The 16,980-nt window shown below is 68.6% G+C and carries 12 protein-coding genes and 1 riboswitch; of the genes, 3 read left to right on the plus strand and 9 right to left on the minus strand.

What is annotated here, in order from left to right; translation table 11 throughout:
• Positions 1 to 80 precede the first annotated feature (80 nt).
• The 4 genes from MRBLWH13_RS14320 to MRBLWH13_RS14335 form a co-directional block, all read right to left on the minus strand.
• A complete protein-coding gene (locus tag MRBLWH13_RS14320; protein ID WP_341955619.1) occupies positions 81 to 1,136 on the minus strand; it encodes a TerC family protein in 1,056 nt (351 codons plus the stop codon).
• Between the two features lie 239 nt (positions 1,137 to 1,375).
• Positions 1,376 to 2,173, minus strand: coding sequence for an energy-coupling factor transporter transmembrane component T (locus MRBLWH13_RS14325; protein WP_341955620.1), 798 nt, complete (start codon positions 2,171 to 2,173; stop codon positions 1,376 to 1,378).
• Complete coding sequence (locus MRBLWH13_RS14330) at positions 2,170 to 3,630, minus strand: ATP-binding cassette domain-containing protein (protein WP_341955621.1); 1,461 nt, start codon at positions 3,628 to 3,630, stop codon at positions 2,170 to 2,172. Before MRBLWH13_RS14330 ends, MRBLWH13_RS14325 begins: the two co-directional genes overlap by 4 nt.
• Positions 3,627 to 4,286: an ECF transporter S component gene (locus MRBLWH13_RS14335; RefSeq protein ID WP_341955622.1), complete on the minus strand. Its 660-nt coding sequence runs from the start codon at positions 4,284 to 4,286 to the stop codon at positions 3,627 to 3,629. Before MRBLWH13_RS14335 ends, MRBLWH13_RS14330 begins: the two co-directional genes overlap by 4 nt.
• Positions 4,280 to 4,389: riboswitch (TPP riboswitch) on the minus strand. It overlaps the preceding gene by 7 nt.
• A gap of 82 nt (positions 4,390 to 4,471) precedes the next feature.
• On the opposite strand from MRBLWH13_RS14335, the gene MRBLWH13_RS14340 reads away from it, so the two are divergent.
• Positions 4,472 to 6,010: a D-alanyl-D-alanine carboxypeptidase gene (locus MRBLWH13_RS14340; protein ID WP_341955623.1), complete on the plus strand. Its 1,539-nt coding sequence runs from the start codon at positions 4,472 to 4,474 to the stop codon at positions 6,008 to 6,010.
• Positions 6,011 to 6,131: 121 nt separating this feature from the next.
• Here MRBLWH13_RS14340 and MRBLWH13_RS14345 read toward each other — a convergent pair whose 3' ends face one another.
• From MRBLWH13_RS14345 to MRBLWH13_RS14355, 3 genes are all read right to left on the minus strand, one after another.
• Positions 6,132 to 8,390, minus strand: coding sequence for an ABC transporter ATP-binding protein (locus tag MRBLWH13_RS14345; protein ID WP_341955624.1), 2,259 nt, complete (start codon positions 8,388 to 8,390; stop codon positions 6,132 to 6,134).
• Entirely contained in the window at positions 8,387 to 10,114 is a 1,728-nt protein-coding gene (locus MRBLWH13_RS14350; RefSeq protein ID WP_341955625.1) for an ABC transporter ATP-binding protein, read from the minus strand. Before MRBLWH13_RS14350 ends, MRBLWH13_RS14345 begins: the two co-directional genes overlap by 4 nt.
• Before the next feature lie 200 nt (positions 10,115 to 10,314).
• The gene (locus tag MRBLWH13_RS14355; RefSeq protein ID WP_341955626.1) at positions 10,315 to 11,376 is read right to left on the minus strand and encodes an enoyl-CoA hydratase/isomerase family protein; all 1,062 of its coding nucleotides are present in this window, start codon (positions 11,374 to 11,376) and stop codon (positions 10,315 to 10,317) included.
• A gap of 121 nt (positions 11,377 to 11,497) precedes the next feature.
• On the opposite strand from MRBLWH13_RS14355, the gene MRBLWH13_RS14360 reads away from it, so the two are divergent.
• A complete protein-coding gene (locus MRBLWH13_RS14360) occupies positions 11,498 to 13,441 on the plus strand; it encodes an ATP-binding cassette domain-containing protein (protein ID WP_341955627.1) in 1,944 nt (647 codons plus the stop codon).
• A gap of 80 nt (positions 13,442 to 13,521) precedes the next feature.
• Here MRBLWH13_RS14360 and MRBLWH13_RS14365 read toward each other — a convergent pair whose 3' ends face one another.
• Positions 13,522 to 13,971, minus strand: coding sequence for a hypothetical protein (locus MRBLWH13_RS14365; RefSeq protein ID WP_056374511.1), 450 nt, complete (start codon positions 13,969 to 13,971; stop codon positions 13,522 to 13,524).
• A 145-nt stretch (positions 13,972 to 14,116) separates the two neighbouring features.
• On the opposite strand from MRBLWH13_RS14365, the gene MRBLWH13_RS14370 reads away from it, so the two are divergent.
• Complete coding sequence (locus MRBLWH13_RS14370; RefSeq protein ID WP_341955628.1) at positions 14,117 to 15,529, plus strand: DUF222 domain-containing protein; 1,413 nt, start codon at positions 14,117 to 14,119, stop codon at positions 15,527 to 15,529.
• Positions 15,530 to 15,656: 127 nt separating this feature from the next.
• On the opposite strand, the gene MRBLWH13_RS14375 is transcribed toward MRBLWH13_RS14370, so the two are convergent.
• Complete coding sequence (locus MRBLWH13_RS14375; RefSeq protein WP_341955629.1) at positions 15,657 to 16,979, minus strand: glutamate-1-semialdehyde 2,1-aminomutase; 1,323 nt, start codon at positions 16,977 to 16,979, stop codon at positions 15,657 to 15,659.
• Between the last annotated feature and the right edge of the window lies 1 nt (position 16,980).

Here is a 16,980-nt window from a genome sequence, read left to right on the forward strand (position 1 = left end):
ACGAGGTGCAGGGGCGCCCGAGGTCGTTCGGGCGCCGGGTCTGTCAGGCTCTGCGGACGCGTCGGAGCGGCGCGACTGGTTCACGAGTGTTCCTTCTGTGTGTCGGTGGTGAGACCGGTGTCGGTGGTGAGGGATGCAGAGGTCGAGGAGGAGTCGTCGAGCGCGTCGCGCCTGTCGTCGCGGCGCGTCTTCATGAGGCTGGCGATGGTGGCGACCGCGATGGTCGCGCCGATGAAGACCAGCGAGAACCAGATCGGGATCTCGGGAGCCCACAGCATCGGCTCGCCGCCGTTGATGAACGGCAGCTCGTTGACGTGCATCGCGTGCAGGACGAGCTTGACGCCGATGAAGGCGAGGATGACCGCGAGGCCCTGGGCGAGGTAGACGAGGCGCTGCAGCAGGCCGCCGATGAGGAAGTACAGCTGGCGCAGACCCATGAGGGCGAAGGCGTTGGCCGTGAAGACGATGTAGGCCTCTTCGGTCAGACCGTAGATCGCCGGGATCGAGTCGACCGCGAAGATCAGGTCGACGAAGCCGATCGCGATGATCACGAGGAACATCGGGGTGAAGAATCGCCTGCCGTCACGCTGCACGGTCAGACGGTCGCCGTTGTACTCGTCGCTCACCGGCAGGATGCGGCGCACGAAGCGCATGAAGCGGCCGTTCGCCGGGTTGTGGTCGCCCTGGGCGAATGCCTGGCGGTATGCCAGGAACAGCAGCAGGGCGCCGAAGAGGTAGAAGATCCAGGAGAAGTTCTCGATCAGCGTGGCGCCGAGGGCGATGAAGCCACCGCGCATGATCAGCGCGATCACGATGCCGATCATCAGCACCTTCTGCTGATACATCCGCGGCACGGCGAAGCCGGTCATCACGATCAGGAACACGAAGAGGTTGTCGATCGACAGCGCCTTCTCGGTGAGGTAGCCGGCGAAGTACTCGCCGCCGTATGTCCAGCCCGAGACGGTGCCGATGCCGACGCCGAACAGCAGCGCAAGTCCGATGTAGAAGGCCGACCAGCGCGCGGACTCGCCGATGGTGGGCTCATGCGGCTTTCGCACATGGGCGAAGAACTCGTACACGAAGAAGACGATCGTGACGGCGATCGTGATGATCCACACGAGGGGTGTGATGTTCAAGGGGGTCTCCAGAAGACGTAGGCGTGACGATGTCGACGCCAAGGTCTTCTCCATCCTCGAGATCGAGGACCGGGGACCCGGGATGCAGGGACATCCGTAATGACGAGCCGCCCGTGGTGGAGTACTCCCCTTGGGTTCACTCGATGCTAGCGAATACATCGGCATTCCAGCTATGAGGAAGCTGAGTATGCGCTGCGACGTCGAGCGCCTCGTCAGAGCGTGGAGGCTCAGGCCCTTCGTCAGGCCGCGGGGCCGAGGATGAAGTTCCATGCCCCCGTCAGCACGGCCGCGGTGATCGCGACGACCGGGATCACCGCCGCGACGATCACGAGGAGCGTGTCGCGTCGATCCCACACCGATTCCCTGGCCCACGACCTCGGTCCGCTTCCGCCGAACCCGCGCGCCTCCATGGCTGTGGCCAACGACGACCCTCGACGGATCGCGAGTACGAACAGCGCGAATGCCATGCCGAATGCGCGGCGCACGCGCGCCTCGTCGGCGACCCCGCGGGCCCTCCGGGCGAGGGCAAGCGCTCGCCAGTCCTCGACGAGCAGGCCCAGCATCCGCATGCCGGCGAGCGCCCCGACGACGAACCGAGCCGGGAGCCCGACCCGCTGGGCGAGACCGTCGGCGAGGTCGGTGGGATCCACCGTGATGAACAGCACCACCGCCGGCAGGCCGATCGCGAGCACGCGCACGGCGGTCGCCGCGGCAAGCGCCAACGACCCGTCGCTGATGCGTATGAACAGCCATTCGACATGGATCGTGCCGCCGGTCGCGCCGTACAGGGCGATCGTGACGGCGCCGAGCGGGGCGGCGATCCACAGCACCGCCGTGCGGGTCCAGAACTCCTTCGCGCGGAGGCCCGCGAGCAGCAGGAGCGGGATCTCGAGCATCAGCGCGACGGCAGCCGACACGACGTCGATCGTCAGCACGAGCGGCAGCGCGATGAGCAGAGCCGCGGCGAGCTTGGCCAGGGCCGAGCGCGGCGCGATCGGTCCCGGACGTTCGATGCGGGCGGTGAGCGGATCGATCATCGGCCGACCTCGATGCGACGGGCGCGGAGGGCGTCCAGCACGGCCTCGTCGTGACTGATCGCGACGATGGCCGTCCCCTCGTCCCGGAGCCGGGCGATCAGGCCGACGAGCTCGGCCCAGGTCGTCGCATCCTGTCCGAACGTGGGCTCGTCGAGCACCAGCATCCGGGGGCGCGTCGCGAGGGCGGCGGCGACGGTGAGCCGTCTCTTCTCGCCGCCCGACAGCGTGTAGGGGTTCGCACCGGCGAGCGACGTGAGCCGCAGCCGATCGAGCAGGTCGTCGACCCGCACGGCGATCTCGGCCTCCGGGAGCTTCAGGGCTCGCGGGCCGACCGACAGCTCATCCCGAACCGTCTTCGCGAGCAACTGGTGCTCGGGCGTCTGCATCACCGTGGCGATGCGAGTGAGCAGAGCGCGTGACGACCAGCGGAAGGGATCGCTCCTCTCCCCCGCAGCGAGGGCGGGGAGCGCCGAGACCAGGCCGCTCTCGGCGGGGATGAGCCCCGCCAGCGTGAGCCCGAGAGTCGACTTGCCGGCGCCGTTCGCGCCCGTCACGCCCAGCGCCTCACCGGCGTGCACCTCGATGTCGAAGGGGCCGGCCACCGCCAGTCCGCGCCGTCGGGAGACCGAGAGCCCTCGCGCCTCGAGCAGGGTCTCCCCCGGCCGCTGCGACGGCGCCGACGGCGTGGCGGGGGGATGCCCCGGAACCCACACACCGGATGCCGCGAGCTCCGCGCCGCGTGCGCCGAGCACCTCGTCTGGGTTGCCGTCGGCGAGGACGACCGTTCCCTCCGGGGCGGCGCCCAGCACGACGACGCGGGTGACCAGCGGCAGCCAGACGTCGATGCGGTGCTCGATCACGACGAGGGTCGCGCCGCTGACGTCGAGGGCTGCGGCTACCGCATCCCTCACATCCTGCACGCCCTGCGGGTCGAGGTTGGCCGTCGGCTCGTCGAGGAGGATCGCGCCGGGGCGCATCGCCAGCACCCCGGCCAGGGCGAGGCGCTGCTTCTGTCCGCCCGAGAGGGCCGCTGTCGACCGATCCAGCGCGACGTCGAGATCGACGGCATCCAACGCCTGCCGCACCCGCTGCCAGATCTCGTCGCGAGGGATGCCGAGGTTCTCGCAACCGAACGCGACGTCATCGCCGACCCTGGCGAGGATCGTCTGGGTGTCGGGATCTTGCAGGACCATGCCGACCCGTCCGCGCGCATCGGCGGGCTTCTGCCCGTCGACGAGCAGCGCACCCTGCGTCTCACCCTCATCGGCCCCGCCGAGCACACCGCCGAAGCCCTGCAGCAGGGTCGATTTCCCCGAACCCGAGGCGCCGAGCAGCAGCACCCGCTCCCCGGGCTCGATGCGCAGGTCGACGTCACGCACCGCCCACCGCAGCCGCGTCGCGTACCGCCACCCCCAGCCGCGGGCTTCGAGGGTGGCGGGTGTCGTGGGCGAGGTCACACCCGTGCGGTGACCTCGCGGCCGGCAGCGAACCGACCGAGAGCGCCGGTCGCCGCGAGTCCTCGGGCGATCAGCCAGGCGCCGAGCCCCGCGATGATCGCACCCGAGATGGTCGTCGAGACGATGTAGACGGTGGTGAACAGCGTGTCAGCCCCGGCGTACCAGAGGATGCGGTCGTTGATGCCGCACGCGAGGCCTGCGCCCGCTCCCGCGAGCATGACGACGGGAAGGCGCCAGACGCCGTAGAGGAACACGAGGAAGATCAGCTCGGCGCCGAGGCCCTGCACGAGGCCCGAGACGATGGTGAGCGGCCCCCAGGCGTTGCCGACGAGCGCCGAGATGACGGCGGCCACCAGCTCGGTGTAGAGCGCGGCGCCGGGCTTGCGGATGATGAGGCCGCCGAGAACTCCGGCGATCAGCCATGGACCCGCGAGCAGACCCTGCACGCCGGGAAGCAGCGGGGTGAGGATGTTGCTCGGCACCTCGTACCCGACGTTCCAGAGCAGGAAGACCAGGGCGCACGCGACGGCGATGACGCTGGCCACGACGATGTCGACGACCCTCCAGCGCCACAGCTCCGGGCGACCGAGGCCCCTCGAGGGGGATGCGGTGGCAGATGCCGATTCCGTGCTGGATCCGGACGTGGATGTGCTCATCAGTGACTCCTCCCTGCGCTGGCATTACCCAGATCAGGTTCGACGGTCGAAGCGCGATTCGCTCCCTCTCAGCCCGGCTCGCCGGACTCCCGTGGTTGTTCTCACGATCTTACCCAGTGCCGACACTCGCGTCTGCTCCTGTTGCAGCGCCGCGGATCTGCGTGCGAGTTCGGTACCGTGAGGAGGTGACCGCTCCTGAATCCGCCGAGGCCACCGCCTCCGACGCGCCCACAGGCGACGCGCCCGGGGTGGACGCGCCCGTGGACGACGCGATGGGAAGTGGTGCGCCGGACGCCACACCCGCGACACCCGTCGAGGGCGACGCACTGGCCGTGTTCGACGACGAGCCCGAGGCGCAGTGGGCGGGGGCTGCGAGCGGAGGCACACCGCTGACCTGGGTCGACCCGGTCAGGGTCGCCGAGGAGACGACCGGCGGCTCGCTGGACGAGAGCGCGGGCACCGCGTCGGGAACCGCGCTGCTCAAGGATGCTCGGCTGCGACCGGCGATCGCGCGGCCGGGACTTCTGGTGCCGCTCGGCGTTCTCGTCGGACTGGTCGCCTCGTATGCGGGGACGACCCTGCTCTGGCCTCTGCACGAGGTGGCGCCGACCGTGCAGGCGGTCGAGATCACACCTGCCGCCGCGGACGCGGCAGCGATCTCGTGGCCCACTCAGGGAAGCGGCGCCGTCGGCATCGGCGGGCTCTCCACCGCCTCCTCATCTCTCGATGCCGCGGCGATCGCGAGCGTCACGAAGGTCGTATCGAGCCTGATGGTGCTCGAACGGATGCCGCTCGCCGTCGGCGAGCAGGGCCCGGAGTTCTCCTTCACCCGGGCGGACAACCTCGCCTACTGGGACTACCGGCGCTCGGACCAGTCGGCGCTCGACGTGCCCGTCGGCGGCACGCTCACCGAACTGCAGCTGCTGCAGGGGACCCTGCTGGGTTCCGCGAACAACTACATCGATCGCCTCGCCAGAGAGATCTGGGGATCGGAGTCGGCGTTCTCCTCCGCCGCCACCGTCTGGCTGCGCGATCGCGGTCTCGACGGCATCACGATCGCCACGCCGTCGGGCTTCGACGCCCGCAACACGGCCACGCCCGAGTCGCTCATCGCGCTCGCCGAGATGGCGATGCAGAATCCGGTGTTCGCCGGCATCGTGGGCACTCCCTCGGTCGATCTCCCCGGCGCGGGAACGGTCACGAACACCAACGGGATGCTGGTGGATGCAGGAGTCGTCGGCGTGAAGACGGGCACACTCGGTGACAGCTGGAACCTGCTGACCGCGAAGGACATCACCGTCGGCGACATCACGGTGCACCTCTACGCCGCCGTGCTCGGGCAGGCCGACGACGAACAGCGGCTGGCGCAGACTCGATCGCTGTTCTCGCAGGTCGAGACCGCGCTGCAGGCGCAGGCACCGGCCGTCGCGAAGGGCACTGTGGTCGGTACCGTCACGACGCTGTGGGGAACCACCACAGATGTCGTCGCTGACGCCGACGCCGACCTCGTGATGTGGAACGGCGCGACCGCGCAGGCGACATCGACCTTCACCCTCGGGGAGAACCGCGAGGACGGCGATGAGATCGGAACGATCACGAGCGTCGGCCCGCTGAACACCGTGACGACGTCGGTATCGCTGGCAGACGACGTGGACGCACCGAGCCCGTGGTGGCGGCTGACCCATCCGCTCGAACTGTTCGGACTGACCGAAGCCCAGCGCTGAGGCCGGCCCGGGCGTCCGGACGCCCGGACGCCCTCGCCCCCTCACGCCCTCACGCCCTCACGCAGACGCGCCGCCCCGAATGAACGGGGCGGGGCGTCTGTCGGTTCACGCTGCGTGCGCGTCAGTCGCTCTGACCACCGGAGTCCGGTCGCTCGACGATCGCCTGAGCTGCAGCGGTCTCGGCCGCGGGCGTCTGAGCGCCGACCGACGCGCCGACCTGCGCGGCTTCCGCTTCCTCTTCCGCGTCGCCGCTCACGACGACCGGAGTCGTACCCGTGAGCGCATCCTCGGCGTCGATGTCGGTCGCCGCCTGTTCGAACTGCGACTGGTACAGACGCCAGTAGGCGCCCTGCGCGGCGATCAGCTCGTCGTGCGTGCCCTTCTCGACGATGTCGCCGTGCTCCATCACGAGGATGAGGTCGGCGTCGCGGATCGTCGACAGGCGGTGGGCGATCACGAACGACGTGCGCCCCTGCCGCAGAGCCGCCATCGCGTGCTGCAGCAGCAGCTCGGTGCGTGTGTCGACCGCCGATGTGGCCTCGTCGAGGATCAGGATCGACGGCTGGGCGACGAACGCCCGCGCGATCGTGATCAGCTGACGCTCACCCGCCGAGACGTTCGACGCGTCCTCGTCGAGCACCGTGTCGTACCCCTCGGGCAGGGCGTGCACGAAGCGATCGACGTACGTCGCCTTAGCCGCTTCGAGAACCTCGTCGTCGGTCGCGGTCGAGCGGCCGTACCGGATGTTCTCACGGATGCTTCCGGCGAACAGCCACGGATCCTGCAGCACCATTCCGGTGCGCGAACGCAGCTGGTCGCGCGTGACCTCGGAGATGTCCCGGCCGTCGAGCAGGATTCGCCCGTCGTTCAGCTCGTAGAACCGCATGATCAGGTTGACGAGCGTCGTCTTTCCCGCGCCCGTGGGGCCGACGATCGCGACGGTCTGACCCGGCTCGACGCGGAACGAGAGATCGGTGATCAGAGGGCGCTCGGGCGTGTAGGAGAACGCGACGTTCTCGAACTCCACGACGCCCTGGCCGTCTGCGAGCGCCGGAGCATCTGCGTCATCGGCCTCCTGCTCCTCGGTGTCGAGAAGCTCGAACACCCGCTCGGCCGACGCGGTTCCCGACTGCACGACCGCGGCCATGCCGCCCAGCTCCGACAGCGGCTGCGTGAACTGCTGCGAGTACTGGATGAACGCCTGCACGTCACCGAGGCGCAGCTGGCCGTTCGCGACCATGAGCCCACCGAGCACGGCGATGCCCACGTAGGTGAGGCTGCCGACGAAGGTCATCGCGGGCATGATGATGCCTGAGAGGAACTGCGCCTTGAAGCTCGCCTGGAACAGCTCCTCGTTCTCGTCCTTGAACTTGTCGAGGGCGTCCTGCTCGCGTCCGAAGACCTTCACGAGCGCGTGGCCCGAGAATGCCTCCTCGACGCGGGCGTTCAGCCGACCGACCTTTCGCCACTGCGTGCCGAAGGCCTTCTGCGACCTCGGTCCGATGACGCCGAAGATCACACCCATCAGCGGGAGGGCGACGAGCGCGACGAGCGCGAGCTGCCACGAGATCGAGAACATCAGCACCAGCACGCCCACGACCGTGAGAACGGCCGTGATCGCACCGGACAGCGACTGCTGCATGGTCTGGGTGATGTTGTCGATGTCGTTGGTGACGCGCGAGATCAGGTCGCCGCGCTGCACCTTGTCGAAGTACGACAGCGGCAGACGGTTGATCTTCGCCTCGACCTGCTCGCGCAGACGCCACATGGTGCGCACCATGATGACGTTGATGACGTAGCCCTGGATCCAGCTGAGGAAGGCGGCGGCGATGTAGATCGCGAGGACCGCGATGATGACCCACCGGAGCGCGCCGAAGTCGACGCCGTCGCCGACCTGGAAGCTGCCGAGCGCGGCGATCTGGTTCGCGAAGTCGTCCTGTCCGCCCTGGCGGAGCGTGGCGACCACGTCGTCCTGCGACGTTCCGGCCGGGAAGCCGGGGAAGTCGCCGTTCGCCTGCCCGAGCTGCACCGAGATGAAGCCCTTGTAGATGAGGTTGGTGGCCTCGCCGAGCACCTTCGGCGCGGCGACGGTGAGCACGACGCCGACCGCGCCGGCGATGGAGACCAGGATGAACCACACGGCCGAGGGCTTCAGCAGTCCGATCATCCGGCTGAAGCTCTTGCCGAAGTTGTCGGCCTTGCCCGGTGCGACGCTGTCCCACCCGCCGCCGTTCTGGCGCGCCTTCTCGGCGAGCTCGGCCTCGTACTTCTCTTCGTCCGTCAGTTCCGGCTCGGCCGTCGCGGTGGTTGCCGTGGCCTCGGCGGCCGTCGCCTTGGCGGCACGGCCCCGACGCGTCCGGGGTTCGTTCTGCTCGCTCATGCGTCCACCCCCAGCTGCGACTCGACGATCTCTCGATAGGTCGTGCTCGTCTCGAGGAGCTCCTCGTGCGTGCCGACGCCGACCATGGTGCCCCCTTCGAGCACGACGATGCGATCCGCATCGGTGATGGACGAGACGCGCTGCGCGACAACGATCTTGGTCACGTGAGGCAGCTCACGCCACAGCGCCTGCCTCAGATGCGCGTCGGTGGTGAGGTCGAGCGCCGAGAACGAATCGTCGAACACGAGGATCTGCGGCTGCCGCACGATGGCGCGGGCGATCGCGAGACGCTGACGCTGCCCGCCCGAGACGTTCGTGCCGCCCTGGGTGATCCGCGATTCGAGACCCTCGGGCATCTCCTCGACGAAGTCGCGACCCTGCGCGATCTCGAGGGCATGCCACAGCTCTTCGTCCGTCGCGTCTTCTCGGCCGTAGCGCAGGTTCGACGCGACGGTTCCCGTGAACAGGAACGGGCGCTGGGGAACCAGCCCGATGGTCGCCCACAGCGACTCGACGTCGGCCTTGCGGACATCGGTTCCCCCGACGAACACCGCGCCGCCCGTGGCATCGAAGAGTCGAGGGATCAGCGAGACGAGCGTGGTCTTGCCCGCACCCGTCGATCCCACGATCGCCACCGTCTCGCCGGGTTCGGCCGCGAAGCTGATGCCGGTGAGCACGGGCGAATCCGCACCGGGGTAGGTGAACTCGACGTCGTCGAACGCGACAGCACCCGGGGCCGGGAAGTCGGTGACGCCGTCGGTCGGGCGCTCCATGCTCGAGGTCGTGTCGAGGACCTCGCCGATGCGCTCTGCCGAGACGGCGGCGCGCGGGATCATGATGGCCATGAAGCTCGCCATGATGACACCGCCCATGATCTGACCGATGTACTGCATGAAGGCGAAGATCGTGCCGACCTGCACGGTGCCGCTGTTGACCTCGATGCCGCCGAACCAGACGACCGCCACGACCGTGACGTTGAGGATCAGCATGAACAGCGGGAACAGGAGCACGAACAGCGAGCCGACCTTGCGCCCGACGACCATGATGTCGGTGTTCGCTTCACGGAATCGCTCTTCTTCGATGCGCTCGCGCACGAAGGCCCGGACGACGCGCACGCCGGTCAGCTGCTCGCGCATGACGCGGTTCACGGTGTCGAGCTTGCCCTGGTAGCTGCGGAACAGCGGCACCATGCGGCTCACGACGAGGCCGGCGACGATCAGCAGCAGCGGCACGGAGACCGCGATCAGCCAGCTGAGACCGATGTTCGTCTGCACGGCGAAGATGATGCCGCCGATCGCGAGGAGCGGCGCGGTGACGAGCATGGTGGCGCCCATCATCGCGAGCATCTGCACCTGCTGCACGTCGTTCGTGTTGCGGGTGATGAGGGAACCGGCCCCGAACTGCGAGACCTCGCGCTCGGAGAAGCCGCTCACCTTGCCGAACACGTCGGCCCGGATGTCGCGGCCCGCTCCCATCGACGCACGGGCGGCGAAATAGGTGGCGATGACGGAAGCGATGATCTGGCCGAGCGACACGGCGAGCATGAACAGGCCGGTGCGCCAGATGTAGTCGGTGTCGGACTGAGCGACGCCTTTGTTGATGATGTCTTCGTTGAGACGGGGAAGGTACAGAGTCGCGATCGCGCTGGCGAACTGGAAGACCAGCACGGCCACGAGCAACCACTTATAGCGGGACAGATATCGAACGAGGATTTTTCCCAGCACAGGCGGACTTTCTAGGAAGGATGAAGCGCCAGATCTCCCGACGGGCGTACGCGGGCCGACGATCGCGCATATGACAGAGTGCCACGAACCGCGGACATTCGTATCCCCCTGTGGGCGGACCTTCGCTGACAGCGAACCATTCCCTGCGTGGCCAGCCTTTTCTGCACGGCGATGAACAACCGCGGATATATCGATATGCCTCAGAAGAGAGGGCGATCCGGCACGAACTCGCGTGCCTCGGCACCCGCATCCGCAGCAAGATCGGCGATGCTCGCGGGATCCCACTTCGGGTTGCGGTCCTTGTCGATGAGCTGCGCGCGGATCCCCTCGACGAGATCGGGATGACGGGTCGCGAACCACATCACCCGTCGGTACTCTCCCTCGAGCGCGGCCCGGAGGTTCGGAAGCGCCCGCGCCTCCCTGACCGCATCGAGGGTCACGGCGAGGCCGGTCGGGGCGAGACTCTCGAGCAGATCGGCGGCGGCCGCGGTCTCCGCCGTCCCCTGCTCGTGCAGGCGGGCGACGATCTCGACGACGGTGTCGGCGGAGAACGCCTCGTCGATCCAGGCGCGCGCGGCGGGCAGCTCGGACGGATCGGGCGTCTCGTCGAAGAGCAGAACGATCTCTGCCGGCCCCGTGGGATCGGCACGGTAGGCGAGCGCCTCGCGCAGCGCGTCGAGGCGCTCGGACGGGACGAAGTGATCGGCGAAGCCCATCAGCACGGCATCCGCTCCGTTCATGGTGCCGCCCGTGAGGCCGAAGTACTCGCCCAGCCGACCGGGAGCACGACCGAGAAGCCACGTTCCCCCCACGTCGGGCGTGAAGCCGATACGGGTCTCGGGCATCGCGAGCTTCGAGCGCTCCGTGACGATGCGGATGGCCGCGTGACCCGAGAGGCCGACGCCCCCGCCCATCGTGATGCCGTCGGCCAGCGACACGACGGGCTTCGAGTACTCGGCGATCATCGCGTTCAGTGCGTACTCGGCACGGAAGAACTCCGCGGTCTCGTCGGCTCGACCGGCCACGATCTGCGCATGCAGGCCGCGTACGTCGCCGCCGGCGCACATCCCGCGCTCGCCCTCGCCGTCGATCAGGACGATCTGCACATCCGTGTCCTCTCGCCATGCCTCGAGCGCCTCGGTGAGCAGCTGGATCATGCCCAGATCGAGGGCATTGATCGCCTCCGGCCGGTTGAGCGTCAGCCTGCCGAGCGCGCCTTCTGTGCGGACGAGGACCCGGGGAGCGGCGGTGGAATCGGTCACGGGTGCCACGTTACCCCTCGGCCGCAGCCTTGCATTCGGGTGGGTTTGTACGGTAAATGCGCGATCCGGCGGCTTTTCCGGCAGGATAGAGAGAACTGCCCACTGCAACGAGAGGTCGCAGATGCCCGACGGACAGGTGCTCGAGTTCACGCGCGTCACCAAGCGCTTCAATGACGTGACGGCGGTGTCAGACTTCTCCGCACGAGTCGAGCCCGGCGTCGTGACCGCTTTCCTCGGCCCGAACGGAGCCGGGAAGACCACGACGCTGCGCATCCTGCTCGGCCAGGTGCGCGCAAACTCCGGCACGGCCACGATCGGCGGGGTCGCTTTTCCCGAGCTCCGCCATCCCCTGCGCACCATCGGATCAGTGCTCGAGGAGACGGTCTACCGCCCACGCCGTTCAGCTGCGCGCCAGCTGACCATCGCGGCCAAGGCCAACGGCATCCCGCTCTCGCGCGTCGACGAGGTCCTCTCACTGGTCGGTCTCGAGCACGAGAGCGAAGGGCGCATCGGCAGCTTCTCGCTGGGCATGCGTCAGCGGCTGAGCGTCGCACACGCCCTGCTGGGCGACCCCGGCGCCCTCGTGTTCGACGAGCCGGCCAACGGACTCGATCCCGAAGGCATCCGCTGGATGCGCCTGCTCATGCGCCGCCTCGCCGATGAGGGCCGCACGGTCCTCGTCTCCTCGCACGTGCTGAGCGAGATCGAGCAGGTCGCCGACCACGTGCTCGTGCTCTCGAAGGGACAGCTCATGCTGTCCAGCGGCATCGAGAAGCTCGCAGACCCGTCTGCCGGATCGGTCGTCGTGGATGCCGCAGACCGCGCCGCGCTGAAGGCGGCGCTCTCGGCCGCAGGCCTCGAGGTCGAGGTGCTCCGCTCCGGACTCACCGTCCGCGGCAGCAACGCCGGAAAGGTCGGCGCCATCGCTGCGTCGGCCGGCATCGCCCTCACCACGCTGGTGCAGCGCGGCCCCACGCTCGAAGACGTGTTCATCGAACTCGTGCGCGGCGGCACGCTCGCGCCGCACGCGATCGCGGCAGCCTCTCAGTTCATCGCTCCCGAAGCCGAGACTGGGACGTCGGATGCTGCGCTCGACGCCGCTCCTGCGACCACGGTCCTGCCTGCGGTGATCGGCGAGGCCGCTGCGGATGCCTCCGTCGATACGGTGGACGCCTCCGTCGAGACGGTGGATGCCGCGGACGGCTCTGACGGCTCTGACGACGCTGAGGATGCGCCTGCCGACGACGCGGCGAACGTCGACGAGGGTGCGGAGATCGCCGAGACTGACGCATCCGAGACCGAGTCTTCTGCGGATGGGGCCACCGGCACCGCGGCTTCGGATGCTGCGGCTCCGGAAGCTGCGGCTTCGGATGCGGGACAGACTGACGCTGCGGCTCAGACTGACGCCGCGGCGGCGGATGCCGCTGAGGCCAAGGCCGACGACGCTGCCTACGCGGCCGCGGCGGCTCGCGACGTCGAGCACGCGGCAGCAGAGCTCGGCTACGCGGCCGATGCCTCAGACGCGAACGACGCCGAAGATGCGGCAGATGTCGTGTCGGAGGCCGCCGAGGCCGAAGAACACTCCGGACACGACGCGGATGCCGACGGTGCATCCGATGATGGCGACGCCGTCTCCGCGGAGGGCGCCCGTCCCTCTTTCGATGACATCCTCTTCGGGACCGCGTCGGCGAACGATGCGGAACCGTCGGTCGACGCCGGCACCGAGTCCGCGCCTGCAGTCGAGGGGATCGACGAGCACTCCGGCGTCGAGTTCTTCACCGAGGTGCCGGCATCCGATGAGCCTGTGTCCGATGAGCCTGTGTCCGATGAGCCTGTGTCCGACGACGACTCGGCCGCCGCCGAGGGAGATGCGTCGGATGACGACCCGCGCTCCGCGGCTGTCAGCTCGATGCTCGCCGCAGCCGCACGCGCCTACTACGAGGACGAGCCGAAGGACTACCCGCTCGGCGAGTCGGAGGCACCCGAGCCCTCGTCCGACGCGCAGACCGATAACCACGACGACGAGCATCACGAGCAGCACGACGGCGAGCATCACCGCTCCTGAGGCCGCGACGCAGCGCTTCACGCGAACGCCCTCCGCGCCGAAAGGCTGCGGAGGGCGTTCGTCTCGTTCTGGACCCCGGGTCAGGCGGGTCGGGGTCGGATCACCGGGCGACGGCTGCCCTTCGACACCGGAGTCGGCGACGTGGCGACGATCTCCTCGACGTCTGCAGGTTCATCGGAGACATCGAGCCTGAGCGCCTGGGTCAGCGCGAGGCCGTGTCGGGTCGTGAGGATCAGTCGACGGTACTGCTCGTCGCCCGAGAGATCGATGACGACGCTGGGGCGACGCCGACGGATCAGCACGAAGTCCACGCTTCCGGCGGCCTTCCACGTGCCCGCGGCGAGAACGCCGGGGATGTGCGTCCCGGGGTTCGGCACTCCGCGCAACCAGGTCCATGCGTCGTCGATCAGCTGCACCTTGGTGATGGTGTCGCGGACGAGTCGCACGTTGTCACGGTGGAAGCTCGCCGCACGCTCGATCGGCGAGAGCACGATCTCGAGTTGCGTCTGGTCGAGCAGCAACGTCACCATGCGTCCAGTCTGCCAGCGGCACCCTCCCAGATGTCTGTGTCTTGCTCACAGGAAGGCAACGATCCGTTGTCGGTTCCCACGATTCCACCCCTCTCCCATTCCGATGTTCCGCACGACTTTCGAACAAATCTACTAGACTCAGGTTATGACATCCGCCACCGACAACGGTCTCGAGCAGCGCCGGGAGCTGCTCGACTCCTGGGTCGAGAAGCGGCGGCAGATCGCCTGTCTCGAGGCGGAGGCATCTGACCTCCTCGCCGAGCGGATGCGGCTCGCCCGTACGGATTCCGATGACAGCCCGTTCCACCGCGATGCGATCCATCGATCTATGGTCGCGGAATACGCGGCAGCAGCCCGCATGACCCAGGGCAGCGTCGAGTACGCCTTCACCGACGCGGGCTTCCTCGACGCCAGCCATCCGCGCGTGCGCGAGGCGTTCCGGCGCGGCAGCATCAGCGGTGCGCACGTCCGCGAGATCGTACGCGCTGCCGGAGTCGTGCGCGAGGCGGTGAACAACGGCCGAGCGGACGCCGATGCACTGCCGCTGTACGACACCGTCGCCGTCATCGTCGCCGAGCGTGAGACTGCTGCGCGCACACGTGTGCATCTGCGCGAGCTGGCGGCGGTGCTGGCGGGCTCGACGACCACCGAGCGCCACGCACGTGCGGCGTCGGAGCGCACGGTGACCGTGCGGCCTGCAGGAGACGGGCTCTCCGTCCTGACTGTCGTGCTTCCCGAGCATCTCGCCGCCGCGATCCTCGATCGCCTCACCCAGCTCGCTCACGCCGTCATCGACGGACGGGACGACCGCGAGCCGGCGCTCGAGCCGATCGATGACGGCGAAGATCCGATCTATCCGGAGGACATCGCTCACGACGATCCGTCACGCGATGACTACGCGATCTTCGGAGAGGGGACGTTCACGACCGACCCCACCTGCCCCGCGGGGCCCGCGGTCGAGCACATCCCGGCAGACACACGCACGATCGATCAGGTGCGCGCCGATCTGCTGATCGACCTCTTGCTCGCGTCCGACCCGAGCGCCGCTGCCGGCTCGGGGCTCGACAACATTCGGGGACGGATCCACGTCACGGTGGCCGCGACCACTCTCGCAGGGTACGACGATCGTTCCGCCCAGCTCGACGGGCATGGTCCTCTTCACCCCGACGTCGCTCGCGACCTCGCCGGCCGAAACGGCGGCTGGTCACGCCTGTTCCTCGATCCGACCGGCTTGGTCGTCGAGACCGACACCTACCGCCCCACCGAGCCGATGCGACGATTCCTACGTGCCCGAGACCAGCACTGTCGATTCCCCGGATGCAGGATGCCGGTGCATCGGTGCCAGATCGATCACACCTTCGATCATGCGAAGGGCGGCAGGACGGACATCCACAATCTGGGTCACCTCTGTGCGACCCATCATGTGATAAAGCATCCCGATGTCGCAGACGAGCACAGGTGGACGGCGCGCCAGCTGCCCGACGGCACGATCGACTGGCTCAGCCCGCTCGGGCGCACCTACAGGGATTCACCGCGACGGCGAGTCATTTTCGTCTGAGCGAAACGCGTTCGTCTGAACGAAACGCGTTGGTCTGAGCGAAACGCGTTCGACTGGCGACATCCATCCGGCGAGCGATGTGCGACAGAATCCCCGTCCGCCGACGTGCCGACGGTTCGTTCGCGACTCAGGCGGTCGCCTGCGCCGCCGCACGGGCGGCGATCGGCAGCGCCGACTCGATGCGCTGCAGCTCCTCCTCGCCGTGAGCGGCGGTCAGGAACCACGCTTCGAACACGCTGGGCGGCAACGCGACCCCCCGCTCGCGCATGGCGTGGAAGAACGGCGCGTATCGGAACGACTCCTGCGCCTGTGCCTCGGCATACGTACGAGGCGCCGAAGCTCGGAAGGACGCGCTGAACAGGTTCCCCGCATGGGCGACGGCGTGCGTGACACCGGCATCGGTCAGCGCGGCATCCAGCGCACCGGCGACGCGAGCGGCCGCCGCATCGACCGTCGCATAGACCTCCGGCGTCGCGAGGCGCAGCGTCGCGAGGCCCGCTGCGACCGAGAGCGGGTTACCCGAGAGTGTGCCCGCCTGGTAGACGGGACCCACGGGCGCCAGCATGTCCATGACCTCGGCACGTCCGCCGAGAGCTGCCAGGGGCATTCCTCCGCCGACGACCTTGCCGAACGTGATGATGTCGGGCAGATAGTCCTCGCCTGCCGCAGCCTGAAGCCCCCAGAAACCCGCCGGGTGCACGCGGAAGCCCGTCAGCACCTCGTCGAGGATGAGCAGTGCTCCGTGCGCGTGGGCAGTGTCGGCCAGCAGCCGATTGAATCCGGGCGCAGGCGGCACCACGCCCATGTTGGCGGCTGCCGCCTCGACGATCACCGCGGCGATGCGATCACCGTGCTCGGCGAAGACCGCAGCCAGCGCATCAGGGTCGTTGTAGTCGATGACCAGAGTCTGGGCCGCGATCGGCGCGGGAACACCCGCAGACCCCGGCAGTGCGAGCGTCGCGACGCCCGATCCCGCCGCCGCGAGGAGGCCGTCGGAGTGCCCGTGATAGTGGCCGGCGAACTTCACCAGCAGGTCGCGGCCTGTCGCACCCCGCGCGAGGCGGATCGCCGTCATGGTGGCCTCGGTGCCGGTCGACACCAGGCGCACCCGCTCGATGGGTCGGACCTCGCCGAATCGCACGCGGTCTGCGATCAGCTGGGCGAGTTCGACCTCGCCCTCGGTCGGAGCGCCGAACGAGAGCCCTCGGGTGGCAGCCTCCTGCACCGCGGCGACGACCTCGGGCTGCGCATGTCCGAGCAGTGCAGGGCCCCACGAGGCGACCAGGTCGACGTACTCGTTGCCCGCGGCATCCGTGACCGTCGCGCCCTTCGCAGACGCGAGGAAACGCGGCGTACCGCCGACGGAACCGTACGCGCGCACCGGCGAATTCACGCCGCCGGGGATCACCGTGCGGGCAGCGGAGAACAGGTCGTCATTGCGGTCGGTCACA

Origin of the sequence: Microbacterium sp. LWH13-1.2, from assembly GCF_038397735.1 — a bacterium.
Taxonomy (GTDB): Bacteria; Actinomycetota; Actinomycetes; order Actinomycetales; family Microbacteriaceae; genus Microbacterium.

Coding starts and splice junctions, on each gene's coding strand:
- MRBLWH13_RS14325 (WP_341955620.1), bottom strand. CDS start 2,173: ATGATCGATCCGCTCACCGCCCGCATCGAACGTCCGGGACCGATCGCG.
- MRBLWH13_RS14335 (WP_341955622.1), bottom strand. CDS start 4,286: ATGAGCACATCCACGTCCGGATCCAGCACGGAATCGGCATCTGCCACC.
- MRBLWH13_RS14345 (WP_341955624.1), bottom strand. CDS start 8,390: ATGAGCGAGCAGAACGAACCCCGGACGCGTCGGGGCCGTGCCGCCAAG.
- MRBLWH13_RS14360 (WP_341955627.1), top strand. CDS start 11,498: ATGCCCGACGGACAGGTGCTCGAGTTCACGCGCGTCACCAAGCGCTTC.
- MRBLWH13_RS14365 (WP_056374511.1), bottom strand. CDS start 13,971: ATGGTGACGTTGCTGCTCGACCAGACGCAACTCGAGATCGTGCTCTCG.
- MRBLWH13_RS14370 (WP_341955628.1), top strand. CDS start 14,117: ATGACATCCGCCACCGACAACGGTCTCGAGCAGCGCCGGGAGCTGCTC.